This is a genomic window from Marinobacterium litorale DSM 23545, assembly GCF_000428985.1.
Lineage (GTDB): Bacteria > Pseudomonadota > Gammaproteobacteria > Pseudomonadales > Balneatricaceae > Marinobacterium_D > Marinobacterium_D litorale.
In genome coordinates, this window is record NZ_KE386828.1 from 11761 (window position 1) to 32253 (window position 20493).

At 57.4% G+C, this 20493-nt stretch carries 18 protein-coding genes; 16 read left to right on the forward strand and 2 right to left on the reverse strand.

Annotation, left to right across the window (positions count from 1 at the left end):
• The first annotated feature begins 27 nt into the window (after positions 1–27).
• Positions 28–2298, forward strand: a complete 2271-nt coding sequence (gene parC / locus G403_RS0120520; RefSeq protein ID WP_027855631.1) for a DNA topoisomerase IV subunit A — start codon at positions 28–30, stop codon at positions 2296–2298.
• Position 2299: 1 nt separating this feature from the next.
• On the opposite strand, the gene G403_RS24740 is transcribed toward parC, so the two are convergent.
• On the reverse strand, positions 2300–4279 hold the full coding sequence (locus tag G403_RS24740) for a hypothetical protein (RefSeq protein WP_156899757.1): 1980 nt from the start codon (positions 4277–4279) through the stop codon (positions 2300–2302).
• Positions 4280–4434: 155 nt separating this feature from the next.
• Here G403_RS24740 and G403_RS0120530 point away from each other — a divergent pair, with 155 nt between their 5' ends.
• The 15 genes from G403_RS0120530 to fabI all read left to right on the forward strand — a co-directional run bounded on the left by G403_RS0120530 (position 4435) and on the right by fabI (position 17710).
• On the forward strand, positions 4435–5691 hold the full coding sequence (locus G403_RS0120530; RefSeq protein WP_027855632.1) for a glutamate-5-semialdehyde dehydrogenase: 1257 nt from the start codon (positions 4435–4437) through the stop codon (positions 5689–5691).
• 3 nt (positions 5692–5694) lie between these two features.
• Positions 5695–6345 carry a nicotinate-nucleotide adenylyltransferase gene (gene nadD, locus G403_RS0120535; protein ID WP_027855633.1) on the forward strand — a complete coding sequence of 217 codons (651 nt, stop codon included), beginning with the start codon at positions 5695–5697 and terminating at the stop codon, positions 6343–6345.
• A 16-nt stretch (positions 6346–6361) separates the two neighbouring features.
• Positions 6362–6709 carry a ribosome silencing factor gene (rsfS, locus tag G403_RS0120540; RefSeq protein WP_027855634.1) on the forward strand — a complete coding sequence of 116 codons (348 nt, stop codon included), beginning with the start codon at positions 6362–6364 and terminating at the stop codon, positions 6707–6709.
• 2 nt (positions 6710–6711) lie between these two features.
• Entirely contained in the window at positions 6712–7179 is a 468-nt protein-coding gene (rlmH, locus tag G403_RS0120545; protein ID WP_027855635.1) for a 23S rRNA (pseudouridine(1915)-N(3))-methyltransferase RlmH, read from the forward strand.
• Between the two features lie 9 nt (positions 7180–7188).
• On the forward strand, positions 7189–9072 hold the full coding sequence (mrdA, locus tag G403_RS0120550) for a penicillin-binding protein 2 (protein WP_027855636.1): 1884 nt from the start codon (positions 7189–7191) through the stop codon (positions 9070–9072).
• The gene (rodA, locus tag G403_RS0120555; protein WP_027855637.1) at positions 9069–10211 is read left to right on the forward strand and encodes a rod shape-determining protein RodA; all 1143 of its coding nucleotides are present in this window, start codon (positions 9069–9071) and stop codon (positions 10209–10211) included. The genes mrdA and rodA overlap by 4 nt, the downstream gene beginning before the upstream one ends.
• A 61-nt stretch (positions 10212–10272) precedes the next feature.
• Complete coding sequence (mltB, locus tag G403_RS0120560; RefSeq protein ID WP_027855638.1) at positions 10273–11268, forward strand: lytic murein transglycosylase B; 996 nt, start codon at positions 10273–10275, stop codon at positions 11266–11268.
• 16 nt (positions 11269–11284) lie between these two features.
• Positions 11285–12142, forward strand: a complete 858-nt coding sequence (locus tag G403_RS25810) for a septal ring lytic transglycosylase RlpA family protein (RefSeq protein WP_027855639.1) — start codon at positions 11285–11287, stop codon at positions 12140–12142.
• Between the two features lie 76 nt (positions 12143–12218).
• Positions 12219–13385, forward strand: a complete 1167-nt coding sequence (locus tag G403_RS0120570; RefSeq protein ID WP_036234920.1) for a D-alanyl-D-alanine carboxypeptidase family protein — start codon at positions 12219–12221, stop codon at positions 13383–13385.
• A gap of 42 nt (positions 13386–13427) precedes the next feature.
• Positions 13428–14291 (forward strand): aminotransferase class IV, encoded by an 864-nt coding sequence (locus tag G403_RS0120575; protein ID WP_027855641.1) that lies wholly within the window; start codon positions 13428–13430, stop codon positions 14289–14291.
• Positions 14291–14566: a YbeD family protein gene (locus tag G403_RS0120580; RefSeq protein ID WP_027855642.1), complete on the forward strand. Its 276-nt coding sequence runs from the start codon at positions 14291–14293 to the stop codon at positions 14564–14566. Before G403_RS0120575 ends, G403_RS0120580 begins: the two co-directional genes overlap by 1 nt.
• Positions 14566–15219 (forward strand): lipoyl(octanoyl) transferase LipB, encoded by a 654-nt coding sequence (gene lipB, locus G403_RS0120585; RefSeq protein ID WP_027855643.1) that lies wholly within the window; start codon positions 14566–14568, stop codon positions 15217–15219. The genes G403_RS0120580 and lipB overlap by 1 nt, the downstream gene beginning before the upstream one ends.
• A gap of 5 nt (positions 15220–15224) precedes the next feature.
• Positions 15225–16202, forward strand: a complete 978-nt coding sequence (lipA, locus tag G403_RS0120590) for a lipoyl synthase (protein ID WP_027855644.1) — start codon at positions 15225–15227, stop codon at positions 16200–16202.
• A gap of 119 nt (positions 16203–16321) precedes the next feature.
• The gene (locus G403_RS0120595) at positions 16322–16774 is read left to right on the forward strand and encodes an OsmC family protein (protein ID WP_027855645.1); all 453 of its coding nucleotides are present in this window, start codon (positions 16322–16324) and stop codon (positions 16772–16774) included.
• Between the two features lie 168 nt (positions 16775–16942).
• Complete coding sequence (fabI, locus tag G403_RS0120600; RefSeq protein ID WP_211232722.1) at positions 16943–17710, forward strand: enoyl-ACP reductase FabI; 768 nt, start codon at positions 16943–16945, stop codon at positions 17708–17710.
• Between the two features lie 44 nt (positions 17711–17754).
• Here fabI and G403_RS0120605 read toward each other — a convergent pair whose 3' ends face one another.
• A complete protein-coding gene (locus G403_RS0120605; protein ID WP_027855647.1) occupies positions 17755–20307 on the reverse strand; it encodes a putative bifunctional diguanylate cyclase/phosphodiesterase in 2553 nt (850 codons plus the stop codon).
• Positions 20308–20493 lie beyond the last annotated feature (186 nt).

Here is a 20493-nt window from a genome sequence, read left to right on the forward strand (position 1 = left end):
CCCGTTGTGCGGAAACAGGAACTTCGAATGAGCGTAGACACCACCGTGGAGGATGGTACCGAGAAGGTATCGCTTCGCGACTTCACCGAAAAAGCCTATCTCGACTATTCGATGTACGTCATTCTGGACCGGGCGTTACCTCATATCGGCGACGGTATGAAGCCGGTGCAGCGACGTATTGTATACGCCATGTCTGAGCTGGGCTTAAAGGCGACTGCAAAGTATAAGAAGTCGGCTCGAACAGTCGGTGACGTGTTGGGTAAGTTCCACCCTCACGGTGACTCTGCCTGCTACGAAGCGATGGTGCTGATGGCGCAGTCGTTCAGCTACCGTTATCCGTTGGTGGATGGTCAGGGTAACTGGGGCTCACCGGACGACCCTAAATCCTTTGCCGCCATGCGCTATACCGAATCGCGATTATCTCGCTATTCGGAAGTGCTGCTCAGTGAATTGGGGCTCGGCACCGTTAATTGGGTGCCTAACTTTGATGGCACCATGAGCGAGCCGGAAGTTCTGCCTGCGCGCTTACCCAATGTGCTTTTAAACGGTGGTACGGGCATAGCGGTAGGGATGGCCACGGATATCCCGCCGCACAACATCCGTGAAGTGGCCTTGGCCTGTGTGCACCTGTTGAGCCATCCGACAGCCGATGTGGACAGCCTCTGTGAGATGCTGCCCGCACCTGATTTTCCGACCGAGGCGGAGATCATCACGCCACGAGCGGAGCTGCTGAAGCTGTATCAAACCGGCCGCGGTTCAGTAAAGGCGCGGGCTGTATATAGCAAAGAAGATGGTGAGGTCGTGGTCACCGCATTGCCCTATCAGGTCTCTGGTGCCCGGGTACTGGAGCAGATTGCGGCTCAGATGCAGCAGAAAAAGTTGCCGATGGTATCGGACTTGCGCGATGAATCTGACCATGAGAACCCCACACGCCTCGTGATTGTACCGCGCTCGAACCGGGTCGATATCGAGCAGCTGATGGCGCACCTCTTTGCCAGTACTGATCTGGAGCGCAGCTACCGGGTCAACCTGAACATGATTGGCATTGATGGCCGTCCCCAGGTGAAAGATCTTAGACAGATTCTGACCGAGTGGTTGAGCTGGCGGACTGACGTTGTGCGTCGACGTCTGCAGCACCGTCTGCAGAAGGTGATAGATCGCCTGCATATTCTTGAGGGTTTGATGATCGCCTACCTCAATATCGATGAGGTGATCGCGATTATCCGTCATGAGGATGAGCCCAAACAGGAGCTGATGCGCCGCTTTGGGCTGTCTGATATCCAAGCCGATGCCATTCTTGACCTCAAGCTGCGCCACTTGGCCCGTCTTGAGGAGATGAAGATTCGCGGTGAGCAGGATGAACTCAGCGAAGAGCGTAAAAAGCTTGAGGAAATCCTGGGTTCCGATGAGCTGATGCGCAAGCTGATCCGTGAAGAGATCGAAGCCACCGCCGAAGAGTTTGGTGATGAGCGCCGCTCTCCGCTGGTTCAGCGTGAGGAAGCTCAGGCGTTCAGTGAAAAGGACCTGCTCAGCGCAGATCCGGTAACCTTGGTACTCTCAAAGCAGGGCTGGATACGGGCCGCCAAAGGCCACGATATCGATCCGGAGGGGCTCAATTACAAGGCCGGAGATGGTTTCAAACTGGCCTGTAAGGGCCGAATGAATCAACCGGCGATTCTGGTCGACTCCACCGGCCGCAGTTATACGCTGGACACCCACACCCTGCCTTCAGCGCGGGGGCAGGGTGAGCCGGTCACCGGAAAGCTCACGTTACCCAAGGGCGCTTTGATAGACGGCTTGATCAGCGGCCGGGAACGGGATCAGGTGTTGATGGCGTCTGATGCGGGCTACGGTTTCGTGGCTCGGATCGAGGATTTAACCTCCAAAACCAAAAATGGCAAGGCGGTACTGACCCTGCCCAAAGAGGCGAAGGTGCTGCCGCCTACCCGAGTCAACGACCCGGAAACGGACCTGCTGGCTGCGGTGAGTTCCAGCGGGCGTTTGCTCGTCTTCCCGGTCGCCGAACTGCCTCAGCTGGCCCGCGGCAAGGGGAATAAGATTATCAATATCCCCAGTGCGGCTGCGGCCGCTGGAGAGGAGTTGATGGTGGCGCTGCAGACCTTCAACAGTGAGGATACGCTGGTGATTCATGCCGGTCGTCAGCACCTGAAACTCAAGGGCGCTGATCTTGAACGCTATCGAGGAGAGCGGGGGCGGCGGGGCAACAAACTGCCGCGCGGTTTTCAGCGGGTTGATGGTATGGGTGTGCTGCCGGCCTCAACGCGAGAAGAGGAGTGAGTTAGCCGTTTGACTGCTCTTTCTGCTGGAGCTTGGTGAGCAGGTGGCGTGCCTGCTTTTCCAGCAGATCCTGGTACGATTTGGCGATGCGCATGATCAGTACCTTGTCTTCATCCTCGCGGCGGATATCCGCCCCGTCCAGTAGCGTGCTCTTTAGATCGGGTGTTTCAGTGAGGGCCGTATGGCTGATCAGCTCATTGCTCTCTGTGGTTCGAGTCAGGAAGCGCGCTTCCTCCAGCAAACGGTCCAGCTTTTCCCGGTGGCCTCGTACCAGTGCCAGGTGCAGGTTGATCACCGGTTTGAACTGGCGGATACGACTCTGGTTATAGTGTCGGTAGAGGTAGCTGAACAGCATGGCGCTGCAGAGCGCATTGATACCATGGGAGTCATCCTCCTGGGCATCGTCAAAAAACAGCTGTAGATCCCCCTCCCGCGTGGGCTCCAGTCGCCCGCTATAGATGTGAGCCACGGAGTTGGCCAGGGTTCTGTAGGGGCGCATCAGTGCGCTGAGCTCTTCCGGCTCCAGATTATCGGAGTGTGCACTACTGCTATCGATGAGGAACAGGTAACCGGCGTCCTCTGCCGGGAGCATCAGTTCCAGTTCATGCTCGAGTGTATAGAGCCCCAGCTGTTCCTCTTCGCGATCGCTCAGGGGAGAGACCACTGAGAGCTGAGGGCGGTCAGAACGCGGCGGCGGTTCCGGCGGCTCCGGAGTCCCATCGTCAAATTCCACCTGATCCATATCCGGTACAATCGCCTCATCGCTATCCTCGTCGCGCGGGGCTGATGGTGTGAATTTGGGCATGCGCTGCTGGTCACGAGACGGGCGTAACAGCTCCACCAGCTCGCGGTTGTCATCCCGCTCCGGTGATTCAGCAACCGGTGCAGGCTGGATAGCCGGCGTTGCAGGTTCCTCGGTCTCTGTATCGTCATCATTATCCAGATTGAATGAGTCCGGGATGGCATCATCCGGAAGCTCATCGTCTGCAGGTGCCTTCAGCCAGAATTCCAGGTGGGGCTCGATACCTGAGTCCCGCTCCTGAGACTCGGCCCGGTGGTCGGAACCGGCCGGTCTCTCATCCGTGTGAGCGGTGTTCGTCTCCTCGGTCTCCGTGTACCAATCGTCAGGTGGCGAGTTTGCTTCGTTGGGCTGTTCCGTGTTGCTAACGGCGCCGGTTTCCGTCAGGCGTGACCTCTCGGGGGCGTTTTCGAACTGCGAGTCGTCGAGTGCATAGTCGCTGAGCTCCAGGTCCTCATCCGAAACGCGATCGTCACTGCTTGCTGACGAGTCTTCGTCAGTTGCCGATTGGGTTGCGTGTTCCAATGGCTGCTTCTTGATCCCGGTCTGGTGGGGGGGCGGGAAGTCGGGGAGGCTGTCGGACTCATCTGTTTCTGGCTTTTCAGGCGCAGGGGTATCTTGAAGAGACGGGGCGAAACGAGCAGCCACATGGGCAAAGTCCGTTTCTGGCGGGGTGGCCGTTTGTCGACGCAGGATCAACCACAGGGTGGTCAGGGTGGCAATAATAGCGATCAGAGCCAGAGCTCCCGCTTCAAGCAGTTGTCTGCGTAGCAGGTTCAGCCCGGGTCGACTATCGACCCAAATCGTCAACTCCCCTAAAACCTGATCGCCCCGGGCCAGCTCCAGGGTCTGGTGTGTGCCCTCCGTTTCGCCCGCCACGGCGACCGGAATCCGATTAGTATCCAGCAACCGCAGGCCGCGCACCTGGGGTTGGCGGCTCAGCTCGTTAAACAGATAATTAAGGCTGATACGGTCATCTGCGAGCAAAAGCGGTTGGATAAGGATGGCTGTGCCCCGGCCCAGGGACTGGCCGGTGGATAGCGCCTCCTGACGAGCATGGGTCTGAGCACCGAAATAGAGAACCGCCCCACTCATGCCCAGGCACAATACGAGGACCAGAGCGACGGGTAGTAGCTGTCGCCAGGGGCCGGGGCGTTGGGGGCTGTTGTTAGTGCGATCCATCTGCAGTTGGGCTCGGTCGTAGGGCGGCCGGAAAAGATTCAGAGGATAATAGCAGCTCCGGTGCCGCTGAATAAGCCCCGAGGCCTGTTTGCTCATGACCCTGAACGGCCGGGACGCTATAATGCCCCTTTTTGAACCCGATCCGGAAACTTGGGATGAATGTAGAAGCGTACATGACCGAGCTGGGCAAACAGGCCCGAGCTGCCTCCCGTCTCATGGCACGGGCTGATACCGGCACCAAAAACCGGGCGCTAGACGCCATGGCAGAAGCGCTGGATGCCGCCCGAGAACAGCTCAGTGAGGCGAATCGTAAAGATCTGGAGCAGGGCCGGGCTAATGGCCTGGACGCGGCGATGCTGGACCGCCTTGAGCTGACACCAGCGCGTATCAATACGATGATTGAGGGTTTGCGTCAGGTCGCGGCGTTGCCGGATCCAATCGGTGGTATCACCGATATGAACTACCGTCCATCCGGAATTCAGATCGGAAAAATGCGGGTGCCCCTTGGCGTTATTGGGATTATCTACGAATCCCGCCCCAACGTGACAGTGGAGGCGGCTAGCCTCTGCCTGAAATCGGGCAATGCGACAATCCTGCGAGGTGGCTCCGAAGCGATTAACTCCAACCACGCCATTGCTCGTTGCATCGCTCAGGGGCTGCAGGCCGCAGGACTGCCGGAAACCGCCGTGCAGGTGGTGGAAACGACAGACCGGTCGGCTGTAGGTGCCATGATCACCATGCCTGAGTATGTGGACGTCATTGTGCCCCGCGGCGGTAAAGGGCTGATTGAGCGGATCTCCAATGATGCGCGGGTACCGGTGATCAAGCATCTTGACGGTATCTGCCACGTTTACATTGACGATCAGGCGGATCGTAGCAAGGCGCTGAATATTGCCGTTAATGCCAAAACCCACCGTTATGGCACCTGCAACACCATGGAAACGCTTCTGGTGAATCGGGCGATTGCCGCGGATGTGCTGCCCGAACTGGCCGATCGTTATGCCGAGATTGGCGTGGAGCTGCGCGGTTGCGAGGCGACCCGTGAGCTTTTGCCTCAGGCGCTGCCAGCCACTGATGAAGACTGGGCCACCGAGTATCTGGCGCCGGTGCTGGCGATCAGACTGGTGGAGGACATGGATGAGGCGATCGAGCATATCAATCACTGGGGATCGCACCATACGGATGCCATCATCACCGAGAACTATACCCGCGCGCGGGCGTTCCTGAGGGAAGTAGACTCCAGTTCGGTGATGGTCAATGCCTCTACCCGCTTTGCCGATGGCTTTGAGTATGGGTTGGGCGCGGAGATTGGTATCTCCACCGATAAGATTCATGCACGGGGGCCCGTGGGGCTGGAAGGACTGACGTCCCAGAAATATGTGGTTCTGGGCGATGGCCAGGTCCGGCAGTAGTCGATGACGTTGAGCTCACCTTTTGTTTTTATGGGCGGGACATTTGATCCGGTCCATAACGGACATCTGCGCACGGCGCTGGAGATTCGGCAGTGGCTGGATGTGCCGGAGGTTTGTCTAATCCCGTCGAAAGTGCCGGTGCACCGCGAAGCGCCGGGTTGTACGTCGGAACAGCGTCTTGAAATGGTGCGTCTTGCCGTGGCGGGAGAACCTGCACTCACAGCCGACGCCCGTGAAATTCTCTCGGATCAGCCTTCATACTCATTATTGACGTTGGAATCACTGCGCGAGGAACTCGGCCCGGGCAAATCACTCTGTATGGTTATGGGGATGGATGCCTATCTGACACTTCCCGGCTGGCACCGGTGGGAGCGCTTTCTGGATCTATGCCATATTGTTGTGGTTGCTCGCCCCGGATACGACTACCGGCCGGAGGAGCATATGCGGCGGCTGACTGATCAGCATGCGGCGCGCTCAGCACAAGCACTCAAATCGAGCCCCTGTGGGTATGTTCTGATCCATGAATTGACCCCGCTGGGTATTTCAGCGACCCAAGTTCGACAATTAATAACTCGGGGTGAGTCGCCCCGTTACCTGCTTCCAGACCCGGTCTGGGAGTACATTCAGACAAACAAGCTTTATGGCTTCCAATAGAGGTACAGAAAACCCGATGCAGATCGATCAGCTGGTCAACCTGGTGCAAGGCGCCCTTGACGATATGAAAGCGCGCGACGTCGTGACGCTGGATGTGACCGGAAAATCAAGTGTGACCGATTGGATGGTGGTCGCCAGTGGTACCTCCAAGCGCCACGTTATTTCGGTGGCTCAGGACGTGCTCGACAAGGTCAAGGAAGCGGGCCTTAAACCGGTCGGTGTAGAAGGGCAGGAAGCGGGCGACTGGGTACTGGTGGACCTGGGGGACGTGGTGGTTCACGTTATGATGCCGGATGCACGCAGCTTCTATGATATCGAGCGGCTCTGGTCTTTCGATAATGACACAGAAGCGGCGGCTGAATAAGCATGAGAATCCGGCTGATTGCGGTTGGTGGCAAGATGCCGGGTTGGGTGACCGAGGGGTACGAGGAGTACACCCGTCGCCTGCCGGCGGACTTTCGTATAGAGCTCGTAGAACTGGCGCTGGGGCACCGGGGTAAAGGTGCCGATACCGCCCGTGCGATCCGTAGCGAGGGTGATGCCATGCTGGCCGCAATTGGTAAAGGTGATCGAGTGGTTGCGCTTACCGTAGATGGGCGCTCCTGGTCCACGGAAAAACTGGCCGAGCAAGCGGAACAATGGCGTATGTCCGGTCAAAACCTGTCTCTGCTGGTGGGCGGGCCTGATGGCCTGGACCCACGCTGCGTGGCAGCAGCCGATCAAAAGTGGTCATTGTCTGCCCTGACATTACCTCATCCGCTGGTCAGAATCGTGCTGGCCGAACAGCTTTACCGGGCCTGGACCTTGCTCCATGGCCATCCATACCACAAGTAGCGCTTGACGATGTCCCCTTTCGAGCGCCTCAAAGACTACTCCCAGGAAAGCATCACCTTCACCAACCGCGCGGTGGTGGCGTTGGTGATTGTCATCCTGATGATGGGCATTCTGGTTGCCCGGGTCTACTTTCTGCAGGTCGTCGAGCATGATCGCTATGCGGCGATCTCGGAGAATAACCGGGTTCAGCTGCAGCCGGTGGCGCCACGACGCGGATTGATCTACGACCGCAACGGCATATTACTTGCCGATAACCGGCCCAACTTCAGCCTGACACTGCTGAAAGAGGAGGTGAGCGACCTGGATGCCACCATCGCGCGTATTGGTGAAATTGTCGAGCTGGATGAGGCCGAGGTGGAGCGATTTAAGCGGCGTTTGAATCAGCGGCGTCGCCCCTTTACTTCCGTCCCGCTTAAGTTCGGCCTGACCGAGCAGGAGATCGCCAGAATTTCCGTCGACTATCACGAGTTGCCCGGTGTACAGGTGGAGGCGGATCTGGTTCGGTACTACCCCTTCGGCGGCTCGCTGGTCCACGCGCTGGGGTATGTGGGGCGGATTAACGAGCGCGAATTAGCGCGGTTGGATCCGGAAAATTATGCGGCGACTCACTACATCGGCAAGCTGGGTGTTGAGAACTACTATGAGCCGATACTGCATGGCCGGGTTGGCTTCCAGAAGGTGGAAACCAACGCTCGTGGCCGCGTACTGCGAGTGCTCGAGAGTCAGGACCCGGTACCGGGTGTGGATATTCAGCTCAGTCTGGATCTGCGTCTCCAGCAGTTCGCCGAGGAGTTGATCGCTGGGGAACGTGCCTCGGTGGTAGCCATCGAGCCAAAAACGGGTGAGATTCTGGCGCTGGTGAGTACCCCGGGTTATGACCCCAATCTGTTTGTAACGGGTATCTCCAGCAAGGATTACGCAGAACTGCGTGAATCCCCTGATCTGCCATTGTACAACCGCGCGATCCGTGGCCGTTACCCTCCTGGCTCCACGTTAAAGCCTTTCACCGCGCTATCGGCCATCGACAGTGGCTCGGTACCCCTGACCCATCGGGTCTGGGACCCCGGTTTCTATCAGCTGAGTAAAGGGGGGCGTCGCTACCGGGACTGGAAACGCGGTGGTCACGGTTGGGTCGATCTCAATCACGCGCTGGCTGAATCCTGTGATGTCTGGTTCTATGATGCCGGCTACCGAACCGGTATCGATAACATGTCCGATTATCTGGGCCGCTTCGGTTTTGGTCAGGTTACCAGTCTTGATCTGCCGGAAGCGGATGATGCACTGCTGCCTTCCCGTGACTGGAAGCGGGGGCGTTACAATCAAGCCTGGTATCCGGGGGATTCTCTCAACCTCAGTATCGGCCAGGGCTATATGCTTGCTACGCCTCTACAGTTGGCGACTGCCACCGCGGTGTTGGCCAATCGCGGTCAGTGGGTGCGTCCGCGGATGATTCAGGGTGTTGTTGGTGACGGTGAGGCGCCCAATCTGACAGATCTCGAACCGCCTGAGCCGCTGCCGGCGGACGTTACCCTGAATAATCCGGCACACTGGGAACCGGTGATCCAGGGAATGGTCAACGTGATGCACAGCAACTACGGTACCGCGCGCCGCTCGGCCAAGGGAGCTCAATATACCATGGCAGGAAAGACAGGCACCGCCCAGGTGGTGGGGATCGCCCAGGATGCCGAATATGATTCCGAAGCACTGGCCGAGCGCCACCGTGACCACGCGTTGTTCGTGGCTTTTGCACCGGTGGAAGATCCGCAAATTGCGGTCGCGGTGGTGGTTGAGAATGGTGAAGGGGGTTCCAGCACTGCGGCGCCGGTGGCCCGCGAGGTACTCGATGCTTGGCTGGTGGGCGATTATGAGAACGGCCTCAAGGAGAAGCCATGAGTCAGCGTGATTTTCAGCGCACGCTCTCCGACAGCTCGGCACACCTGAGCCGTCCCACCGGATGGTGGAGTTACACCCATCTGGATGTCTGGCTGTTGATGCTGCTGCTGGCGCTGTGTGGATATGGACTGTTTGTTCTCTACAGCGCATCGGGACAGGACTGGGGATATGTACAGCGCCAGGCGATTCGAATGGGCGCCGGCTTCGCTGTGATGATTGTGCTTGCCCAGTTAAGGCCTCGCACCTTTCAGCGTCTGGGGCCCTGGGCATACGCGGCCGGATGTGCATTGCTGGTGGCTGTGCTCCTGTTTGGTGTCGGCGCTAAGGGCGCGCAGCGTTGGATCGAGCTGAGCGGGTTCCGGTTCCAGCCCTCGGAAATCCTCAAGCTGGTATTGCCGTTGATGGTGGCGGGATACCTGGCTCGCAAAGCCTTACCTCCCAGTTTTCCGCGGTTGTTGATCGCGTTGGCGTTAATCGGCGTGCCCACAGCACTGATTATGAAACAGCCGGATCTGGGTACCTCGTTGTTGATCGCCGCATCCGGTGTGTTTGTGATCCTGCTATCGGGTGTCTACTGGCGCTGGATCTTCCTGGCGGGTGCGCTGGCAGCAGCGGCGCTGCCCGGCTTATGGATGATCATGAAAGAGTATCAGCGTCAGCGAGTGCTTACTTTTCTTGATCCGGAAAGTGATCCGTTGGGTGCCGGTTGGAACATTATCCAGTCCAAAACGGCAATTGGCTCCGGCGGACTTTCCGGTAAAGGATGGCTGCATGGTACCCAGTCGCAGCTGGACTTTCTGCCGGAGTCACACACCGACTTTATCATCGCGGTCATTGGTGAAGAGTTGGGGATGACCGGCGTTATCGTTTTGCTGGCGCTCTATTTATTGATTATCGGCCGTGGTCTGTTTATCGCCGTACAGGCTCAGGATAGTTTTGCGCGGCTAGTGGCCGGTAGCGTGACGCTGACTTTTTTTGTTTATGTTTTCGTCAATATCGGCATGGTAAGTGGGCTTTTGCCGGTGGTGGGTGTGCCTCTACCGATGGTCAGTTATGGGGGGACTTCCATCGTTACGCTGATGGCTGGGTTTGGCATATTGATGTCGGTGCAGACCCATCGTCAGATGCTTGTCCGCTGACAGTTTACTTGTTCTGCAGGCATAATGGTGCTGCAGGGAATCCAGCTTCAGGAGTTGCCAAATGAACACCCCGATACGCGCTTTAGTCACTGCGGGTCTGCTTGCACTGGGTATCACCTCGGTATCCGTTCACGCGGCTGACAATTACGATCAACGGGCGGAAGCCGAAACGCTGTATAAGAACCTGGAGGCGCAGGGGTTTAAGCGCGCCCAGGTCGCGGAGATCCTGGCCGATGCCAGCCGGCAGGAGTCGATTCTGCGTGCCATGTCTCGTCCTGCCGAGCGACGTCTGACCTGGGGCGAATACCGGGCTATATTTGTTGAGCCCAAGCGGATCAAGCAGGGTGTGGCGTTCTGGCAAGAGCATGCCGATACCCTGGCTCGCGCCGAACAGGAATATGGTGTTCCGGCCGAAATTATTGTCGCAATTATCGGGGTTGAGACCCGCTATGGTCGGATCATGGGGAGTTACCGGGTCTTGGATGCACTCGCGACACTGGGGTTTGATTATCCTCGGCGAAGCCAGTTTTTTCTGGGTCAGCTCGAACACTATCTACTGATGACCCGAGAAGAGGGTATCGAGCCAGGTACGCTGAAAGGCTCATACGCCGGTGCTATGGGGTTTGGCCAGTTTATCCCCTCTAGCTTCCGTCATTACGCGGTGGACTTTGATGGTGACGGCAAGCGCAATATCTGGCAGAACCCGGTAGATGCGATCGGCAGCGTGGCGAACTATTTCCACGAGCACGGTTGGAAACAGGGCGAGCCGGTACGCAGCAATGTAGTGATCGGCCAGCCTGCGCAGGATGGCTGGTTCAATGCCGATCTGAAACCGGAAGTTACACTGGCACAGTGGGCCGAGCGTGATATCCATACCCGTCATGGGATCGATCTGGCACAGCCGGCTACGCTGATGCGGCTGGAGATGGAAGATGGTGATCACTACTGGTTCGGCTTGCATAACTTCTACGTGATCACGCGCTATAACCACAGTCGGCTGTACGCCATGGCTGTGTATGAGTTGAGCCAGGCGATTCGCGAAGCGATGCCCAACTGAGCAAGAGGGCTTAGAGATGTGGCGGCGAGCGTTTTTCCTCTCCTTGATGCTGGGCCTCCTTGGAGGCTGCGCCGGGAAGGTTGATGATAACAGCGGACGTTATGCCATGAAGCATGACCGTTATCCCGATCGCCCTGCTGACGTGTCTGATGTGCCTGACGCCGTTCCGCGGGTAGAGCCGATAAGCCGTGGTGGCAACAAAAGCCCGTATCGAGTGTTGGGCAAAAACTACCACGTGCTGGCCAGTGCCAGCGGTTACCGTGAGCGCGGCACAGCGTCCTGGTATGGGGAGAAGTTCCACGGGCACAAAACCTCCAATGGCGAGGTTTACGACATGTACAAGATGTCCGCTGCGCACAAAAGCCTGCCATTACCGACTTACGCCCGCATAACCAATCTGGACAATGGCCGCCAGGTCATTGTTCGGGTTAATGACCGCGGGCCCTTCCATGGCAACCGTTTGATCGATCTCTCCTATGCGGCGGCGGCGCGCCTGGATATGTTGAAACATGGCACCGCACGGGTCGAAGTTGAAGCGATCGATCCGCTGACCTGGAACAGTCGCTCGGTGGTGGCCAATGCCACGCAAACATCGACATCGGCGCCCGTACCGGAGAGCCCGGTGCCTGAAACGAGTGTTGCCGGGCGCTTCCTACAGGTGGGCGCCTATTCGTCAGAGGCGGCAGCCCAGCGTGTGGTAGCAGGTCTCGGTGCCGCGGCTTTGGCTGAACCTGCCATGGTGCGTGCGGTGGAACGAGGCGGGCGCACGCTCTATCGTGTACTCGTCGGTCCTTTGCGTGGTGCTGCCGATGATCTGGTATCCCAGGTCCAGGCGGCAGGCCATCCGTCACCGATCTTGGTAAACTACCCCTGATGGATACGACCGGGGAACGAATGGGCCCGGTTCGGGTCCATCTGACGTTGCTTTTAATGACCCGAAGATGAGAACCATGCTGAAGAGATTCCCGCGCTCCTGGACCCATCTATTTACGTTTGTTGCTCTGCTGTTGTTGTCCCTGCAGTTGAAAGCGGCTGATATGATTCCGGCACCACCTCAGATCGGTGCTACGGCTTATCTGGTGATGGACGCCGACACCGGCGAAGTGCTGCTCGCCAAGAATGAAAACGAGCGCTTCGCACCAGCCAGCCTGACCAAGATGATGACCAGCTATATCGTTGAATACGAGATTGCACGGAACAACATCGGTGAGGACGATATGGTTCCCGTCAGCGAGAAAGCATGGCGCACACCGGGCTCGCGCATGTTTATTCGTGAGGGAACCCAAGTGCGATTGGGCGATCTGCTGCGCGGTGTGATTATCCAGTCCGGTAACGATGCGTCTGTGGCGTTGGCTGAATATATCGCCGGTGGAGAGCGTGCGTTTGCCGATCTGATGAACCAGCATGCTTCGATGCTGGGGCTCAAAAATACTCAGTTTCGCAATGCTACCGGCCTGCCGGACCCGGAACATTACTCGTCACCCCATGACCTTGCGATGATTGGGCGGGCGTTGATCCAGCGGTTTCCGGAACACTACTCCATCTACTCGGAGAAGTACTTCACCTACAATGAAATCCGACAGCCTAACCGTAATCGGCTACTGTGGCGTGATGACAGCGTGGATGGCATAAAAACCGGCCATACCGATGAAGCGGGCTACTGCCTGGTTGCGTCCGCCAAGCGTGATGACATGCGCCTGATTACTGTGGTGCTGGGCACCTCCAGCGAGGAGGCCCGGGCTCAGGAAACCCAGAAGCTACTCTCCTACGCGTTCCGCTTCTACCGTACCCACAAACTCTATAACGCCGGTCAGGTGCTGAACCAGGCCCGTGTCTGGGGCGGGGCGACCAATCAGGTACGCCTGGGGCTTGATGAAGCGCTTTCTGTCACTATCCCGCGCGGGCAGCGAGACCAGTTGGGCGCTAACCTGGACCTGAACCCAGTGATCAAGGCGCCCATCGCTCGTGGCCAGGAAGTGGGCCGGGTTGTTGTTGAACTGGCCGGCGAAGAGGTTAAGTCCGTTCCGCTGGTCGCGCTGGAAGCGGTGCCCGAAGGGGGACTGTTCAAGCGGATCTGGGACGAGATCGTGCTGTTCTTTACCAGCCTGTTCAAATAGGGGCATGACCGCCCCTTGAACTTTGCATAAGGGGACGCATTTATGAGTCGGGAGATCGTTTATCTTAACGGCGAGTTCTTGCCCGCGGACCAGGCTCGAATCTCGGTGTTTGATCGTGGTTTCCTGTTTGGCGACAGCGTCTACGAGGTTATACCCTACTACCGTGGGGTCAGCTTCCGGCTCGAACAGCACCTGAAGCGTCTTGGGCATAGCCTGGCTGCATTACGTATACCGCTGGCGCTGGACTGGCCCGGAGTGCTGAATGAGCTGGTAGCGCTCAACGGTGGCGGCAATCTATCGGTTTACCTGCAGGTCACCCGAGGTGACGCGGGGCGCCGGACGCCGGTATACGATGACTCGATGCACCCCACCTGCTTTGCCTGTTGCAACCCGATCCGCGACATCTACGCGGCGGGACCTGATGGTATTGAGGGGATCGCCGTACTGGTAACCGCTGATCTGCGCTGGCACCGCTGTGACATCAAGGCTAATGGCTTGTTGCCCAATATTTTGGTGCTGCAGCAGGCCAGGGAGGCCGGAGCCCAGGAAGCGCTGATGATTCGTGAAGGTATTTTGACCGAAGGCGGATCCTCCAATCTGTTTCTGGTGAAGTGCGGGGTACTTTATACCCCTAAGCTGAGCTCGGAAATTCTGGGTGGCACCACCCGTGAGCTGGTTCTGGAGCTGGCGCGCGAGGCCGGTATCCCCTATCAGGAAACGGACCTCAGTTATGAAAATTTGCTCGACGCGGATGAAGTATGGATATCCAGCTCCACTCGAGCCGTAGTACCGGTATTGGAAGTGGATGGCAGGCCGGTTGGGGCGGGTGTTAAAGGCCCGCTCTGGCGCAGGATGTTTGAGCTTTTCAGCCAGTTCCATCACCGCTTAATGACCGGAGAGAATTGATGAGTCAAAACCCCGAACCGCCCAAGATTGAATTCCCCTGCGAGGATTACCCGATCAAGGTGGTGGGTCACAATGAAGATGATTTCCGTGGTTTTGTGATCGAAACCGTGCAGATCCACGCGCCCGACTTAGATATTACGAAAGTGACTGTTGCCGAGAGCCGGACCGGTAAATACCTGTCGGTACGCCTGGCGATCACCGCGACCGGTGAAGAGCAGCTACAGCGGTTGCATGAGGAGCTCAAAGCTTCGGGCCGTGTTCAGACGGTTTTATGATGGAGCCGCGTGACCTGCTCCAAGTCCGCGTGCTGGGCCGGCAGCCCTATGAACCCACGTGGCGCCGCATGCAGAGCTTCACTGACCAGCGTAACGCTGAAACAGTGGATGAGATCTGGCTGCTGGAACATGAGCCTGTGTTCACTCAGGGCCAAGCCGGCAAAGCGGAGCACCTGCTAAATCCCGGTGATATTCCGGTGGTACAGGTTGATCGCGGGGGGCAGGTAACCTACCACGGTCCAGGCCAGTTGCTCGCGTACCTGATGATCGATCTGCGACGCAGAAAGCTGGGTGTTCGCGATATGGTCTCGCTGATGGAGCGCGCAGTGGTCAATGTGTTGTCAGACTATGGCGTGCAGGCCTACCCGAAACCGGATGCGCCCGGTGTCTATGTGGAGGGCGAGAAGATCTGCTCGCTGGGTTTGCGCGTACGCAGGGGAGCCACCTTCCACGGATTGGCGTTGAATATCGACATGGCGCTGGAGCCGTTTCTGCGTATCAACCCCTGTGGTTATGCCGGTCTTAGCATGACTCAGCTATCACGATATGAGCCAGCGGTCGACACCGGTCGCGTAGGCGAGCAGCTGCTGAATTACTTGATCGATGAGATCGGGTATACTTCTGTAAACCGAACAACCAGTTGGGACGAGTAAGTTTTATGTCTGAATCCCGCGAAAAAAATACTCACCGCGTCGAACAGGGCGTTAAGCTGCGTGGCGCCGATAAGGTCGCGCGGATCCCGGTGAAGGTGATCCCGACCGAAAAGGATGCCATGCCGCGCAAGCCGGATTGGTTGCGTGTACGGATGGGTTCCAATAGCGAAGTAAAGCGGATCAAGGCCAAACTGCGTGAGCATAAGCTGGCGTCAGTCTGTGAAGAAGCGAGCTGCCCCAACTTGGGTGAGTGCTTCAGCCACGGAACAGCGACGTTCATGATCATGGGGGATATCTGCACCCGTCGTTGCCCGTTTTGCGATGTGGCACATGGACGCCCCAACGCGCTGGCCGAGGATGAGCCACGCGAGCTGGCGGAAGCGATTACCGATATGGGCCTGAAATACGTCGTGATTACCTCGGTGGACCGGGATGATCTGCGTGACGGAGGGGCTCAGCATTTCGCCAACTGCATCAGCGAGACCCGCAAGCGCTCTGATCGAATCGAGATCGAGACCCTGGTGCCTGATTTCCGTGGGCGGATGGATATTGCGCTGGAAATCCTCAGTGAAACGCCCCCGGATGTGTTTAACCACAATCTGGAAACCGTACCGCGCCTGTATCGACAGGTTCGCCCGGGCGCAGACTACGAGTGGTCACTCGAGTTGCTAAAACGCTTTAAAGCGCTCCGTCCCGAGATTCGCACCAAATCCGGTCTTATGGTTGGCGTTGGCGAAAGCAACGAAGAAATCATCGAAGTGCTGCGCGATTTGCGGGCGCACAATGTGGATATGGTTACGATCGGCCAGTATCTCCAGCCCAGCCGGGACCACCTGGCGGTGGATCGTTTCGTGACCCCGGAAGAGTTCGCTGAATATGAGCGAGTCGCCCATGAGTTGGGCTTTACGCACGTAGCCTCCGGGCCGTTGGTGCGCTCCTCCTACCATGCCGATCTGCAGGCCAAGGGCGAAAAAGTCGGCTGAATCGAGTATGAATTTTCGGTGACAAAAAACGCGCTTCGGCGCGTTTTTTGTTGCACTGCGTTGAAAGCAGATACGACTCCTTATATATTAGATGTATCTAAATTAAAGGAGTGACTATCATGCCTTCCAAGAAGATTTCGGTTGTGGCCGATATGGGTGCAGGGTTCGCGATCGAGACCGACATTCGGGGACACCAGCTGGTTATTGATCAGCCCAAGGCTGGTGGCGGGACTGATCGGGGGCCCAGCCCATTGGAATATTTTCTGTTTTCACTGGCGGGCTGTGTGGCGTCCATCGGTCGTATTGCTGCATCGCAGCAAAAGCTCAACCTGCGTAACATGCGGGTGACGGTGGAGGGAGACCTGAATCCGGATGGATTGCTGGGTAAGCAAACGGACGACCGGGTCGGTTTCCAGAATATTGAAATTATTGCTGAAATTGATGCTGACCTCAGCGATGAAGAGAAACAGGCGTTCCTTGATGATATCTGCGCACGTTGCCCGTTACACGACAATATTCATTATGAAACCCGTGTTAAACATGAGCTTAGCGCCACCGGCTGTTTTGTCTGAGGATTACGACAACGAAGGATAACTGTCATCTGAGGCGATTAGACTGACTTCTCGATGTGCCGTGTATGCAATCTCTTCATGGCAAGGTTCTGAGCACCCGCTAGACTCTTGTATGTTGCGATGCAGCATTGCACACTATGGCTAATTGATTTCTGAGGAGAAAGTCGCATGAGCCTGAGTTTGAAAGGCAAACGAGGTCTGGTGCTCGGTATCGCCAACCGCCACAGCATTGCGTATGGATGTGCCAAGGTTATGGCGGAGATGGGCGCCGAGCTCTGCATCACCTACCTGAACGAGAAATCCAAGCCTTATGTGGAGCCGCTGGCCGAAGAGCTGGGTGCGAAGCTTCTGCTGCCCTGCGATGTCTCCGTTGATGGTGAGCTGGAAGCGGTGTTTCATGAGATGGAAAAGCAGTGGGGCACGTTGGATTTCGCCATTCACTCCATCGCCTGGTCGCCGCTGGAGGAGCTTCACGGGCGCCTGGTAGACAGCTCCTCGGCGGGTTTCTCAAAAGCCATGGATATCTCCTGTCACTCTTTTGTGCGGATGGCCAAGCAGTGCCAGCGCCTGATGCCCGATGGCGGTACGCTGCTGACCATGAGCTATGAGGGCGCCGAGAAGGTGGTGGATCATTACAACCTGATGGGGCCGATCAAGTCGGCGCTGGATAGCTGCGCCCGTTATCTGGCTTCGGAGCTGGGTGAGCAGCAGATCCGCGTGCACTCCATTTCACCGGGGCCGATGCCGACACGTGCCGCGTCCGGTATCGATCATTTCGACGAGCTGATGGAGGATGCGACCTCCCGTTCGCCGCTGCATCGTTTGGGTACGCTGGAGGATATCGGTTCGCTGGCGGCATTCCTGGTCAGTGACCTGGCCAAGACGCAAACCGGCAATCGCATTTTTGTCGATGCGGGCCGTCATCTGATCGGTTGATTCGATCACCGGGCCGCCAGCCGGTTGACTGGCGGCCCGACCATTCAGGGCTTGAGCTCCAGATCGGGGCGACCGATCAGATAACCCTGGGCGTAGTCGATTCCCACCTCGTGTACCAGTGCCAACACCTCTTCCGTTTCAACGAATTCAGCCACCGTTTCCACCTGAAGCTGCTTGGCCAGCTGAGTAATGCTGGTGACAAAGGCCATATCGCGTTTGTCGTTCGCCATATTGGCGATGAACTCACCCTCGATCTTCACGAAGTCGATGGGCAGGTACTTCAGGTAATGGAAGGATGAGAAGCCGGAGCCGAAGTCGTCAATCGCCAGCTGGTAGCCCTGATCTTTCAGGCTTTGGACGAATTTTTCCAGCAGGGACATGTTCTTCACGGTATCGCGTTCGGTAATTTCGAACACGATCCGTTCCGGCTCGATCTTATACTGTTCCACGAGGCTGCGAATCTTGAGCAGGAAGTCCGCCACCAGCACCGAGCGGGGTGACAGGTTGATAAAGATCAGGCCGTCATAGCCGGTTCGCTGTACGGTCTCAAACGCCTTCTCGGTGACGATGTAGTCGATAACATGCACCCGCCCCATCGATTCGGCAATCTCGATAAACTCGCCCGCACTCATCAGCGTATCATTGGGTAGCTGAATCCGGCTGAGTACCTCCACGGCTTTGCGTCCGCCGCTCAGCGGAGAGATCGGCTGGAAGGCGGGCAGAATACTGCGCTCCTCAATCGCCTTGTTCACCAGCAGACTTTTCTCGTTCATATCCCGGAAGACATCGGCCAGATCCTGGTCATGGGGCAGAGAAATACGGTCTTTACCCATGGATTTGGCGCGATACATCAGGTTGTCCACGAACATGAACAGGTCTTTGCGGTTATCGCCATGATCCGGGCAGAGGCCTACGCCGATGGAGCAGGTCACCCGGATGGTCGCCCCATCTTCATGGGTCAGGGTGTAACTCTGAGCCGTACGCAGCAGGCGCTCCGCCAGCTCCTCGGCGGATTCCAGCGTCGCTTCCGGCAGCACGACGACAAACTCGTCACCCCCATAGCGAGCCAGTACGGTGCCGATATCGAGCCGTTTCTCCATCGCTGCAGACAGGCCGGTCAGCAGTCGGTCGCCGCAGGCGTGGCCGTAGCCGTCATTGATCGCTTTGAAGTTATCCAGGTCGATCAACAGAAGTGCGGTTTTGTAACCGTGGCGGGCGCTACGATCCATCTCGTAATCGAGCAGCTCCCAGAACATGCGCTGATTATAGAGGTTGGTCAGCGGATCCCGGGTGGCGTAGTACTCCAGGTCCCGGGTGTACTTGTAGATCGCCTTGACCGAGCCCACCACGTTCAGCAGGGTTGAAAGGATGCTTTCTATCACCAGTAGCTTGGTCTGATCCCGGGTCGTATCGGCCTGGACGCCAATGCCGACGATACCGCCGATCTTGGGGGTTTCTACCAGCAGTGATTTAACCTGCAGCTCGATCTCCTCTTCACTGAGGTTTAAGGGCTGGGCTCCGGTATCGGCAATGTTGTGGCGAACCTTGAACTCACCATAATCGAACAGGCCGGTATGTTCGCGCAGACGCTGGATAACGGTACGCTCCATCATCTCCTTGCTTTCCGGAGTGGGGCGCGCGAGCCAGAAGATCTCCAGGTCAAAAAGCTCTTCATCCACCTTGAAGATCGAGAACATGGTGAAAATCTCGATCACATGGTTGATATCGCTCATCAGTGCATTGACGTATTCGCGCCAGTCACGCACGACTTCCGAGGTGATCACGCATTTTTCGAGCAGGCGGATTTCGAATTCGAGCAGGTCCTTATCCACGGCAATCGAGTGTAGCTTGCCTGCCAGATGGGCGACCTGACCGTAGATGCCATTGAGTTCTCTGAAACCGAACTGGGTGTCCTGCTGGTTGAGTTGGGTCAGGTCCTGCAGGGACTCAACCTTGTGAATACTTGCGGTCAGATGATCAAGCGAGTCATTCACACTGCGGGTGATGGTACGAACCGACCAGTAAGCCAGGAACAGCGGTAAGGGGGCCAGAGCGAGCAGGTAGAACAGCAGATGTTTGTTGGCCGCCTCGATCTGCGGCTCCAGATTTTGCTTAACCTCGATCAGGCCAAGGGTATCGCCGACCCGGGCGTTGGTGTGACAGGCGGTACAGACTTCGCGGGCCTGCAGTGGGTAGAGGGTGCGCAGGTTATCGCCGTCGATCAGCTCAGTAATTTCGCCGTGGGCCAGAGTGTTGACCATTTCGTCATCGAACGGTGGCTGATCAATGTCGCCAAATTTTTCGGTGACCACCGGGCCGCGGAACACACTGACTTTGAGGTCCTCGCTGGAAGAGTTCTGCTCCAGCTGGTCCATAAACTGCTCCAGCTGTGCCCGGGTCCAGCCCTGGCTCATTACCAGGTACATGGAGTTAAATGTGCTCTCGGCCACCGTCCGGGCCACCAGTTTACCACTGTCCCGGACACTGGCCTGGTACGCCTGGCTGGCAACGAGCAGGACCAGACCAAATCCCATTACCGAGAACAGCAGGGTGCGTTGTAGCAGATAGCGGCGGATCGTTGGGGTGGTTCGACTCATGGTTGCCAGTCCGGTGGTTCCGTCGTTGTTATTTGGGCCGGGTCCAGCTCCATCCAGGGCGCTGGGTGTCTCTAATTCGGTACGTGAATTGCGCCGGTCGATGATACCGGTAAGTCACTGTTATTGAGCCTGTCGCACAACAAAACATTGATGTCGATCAAATAACAGGTGGGTGTTTAATGCAAG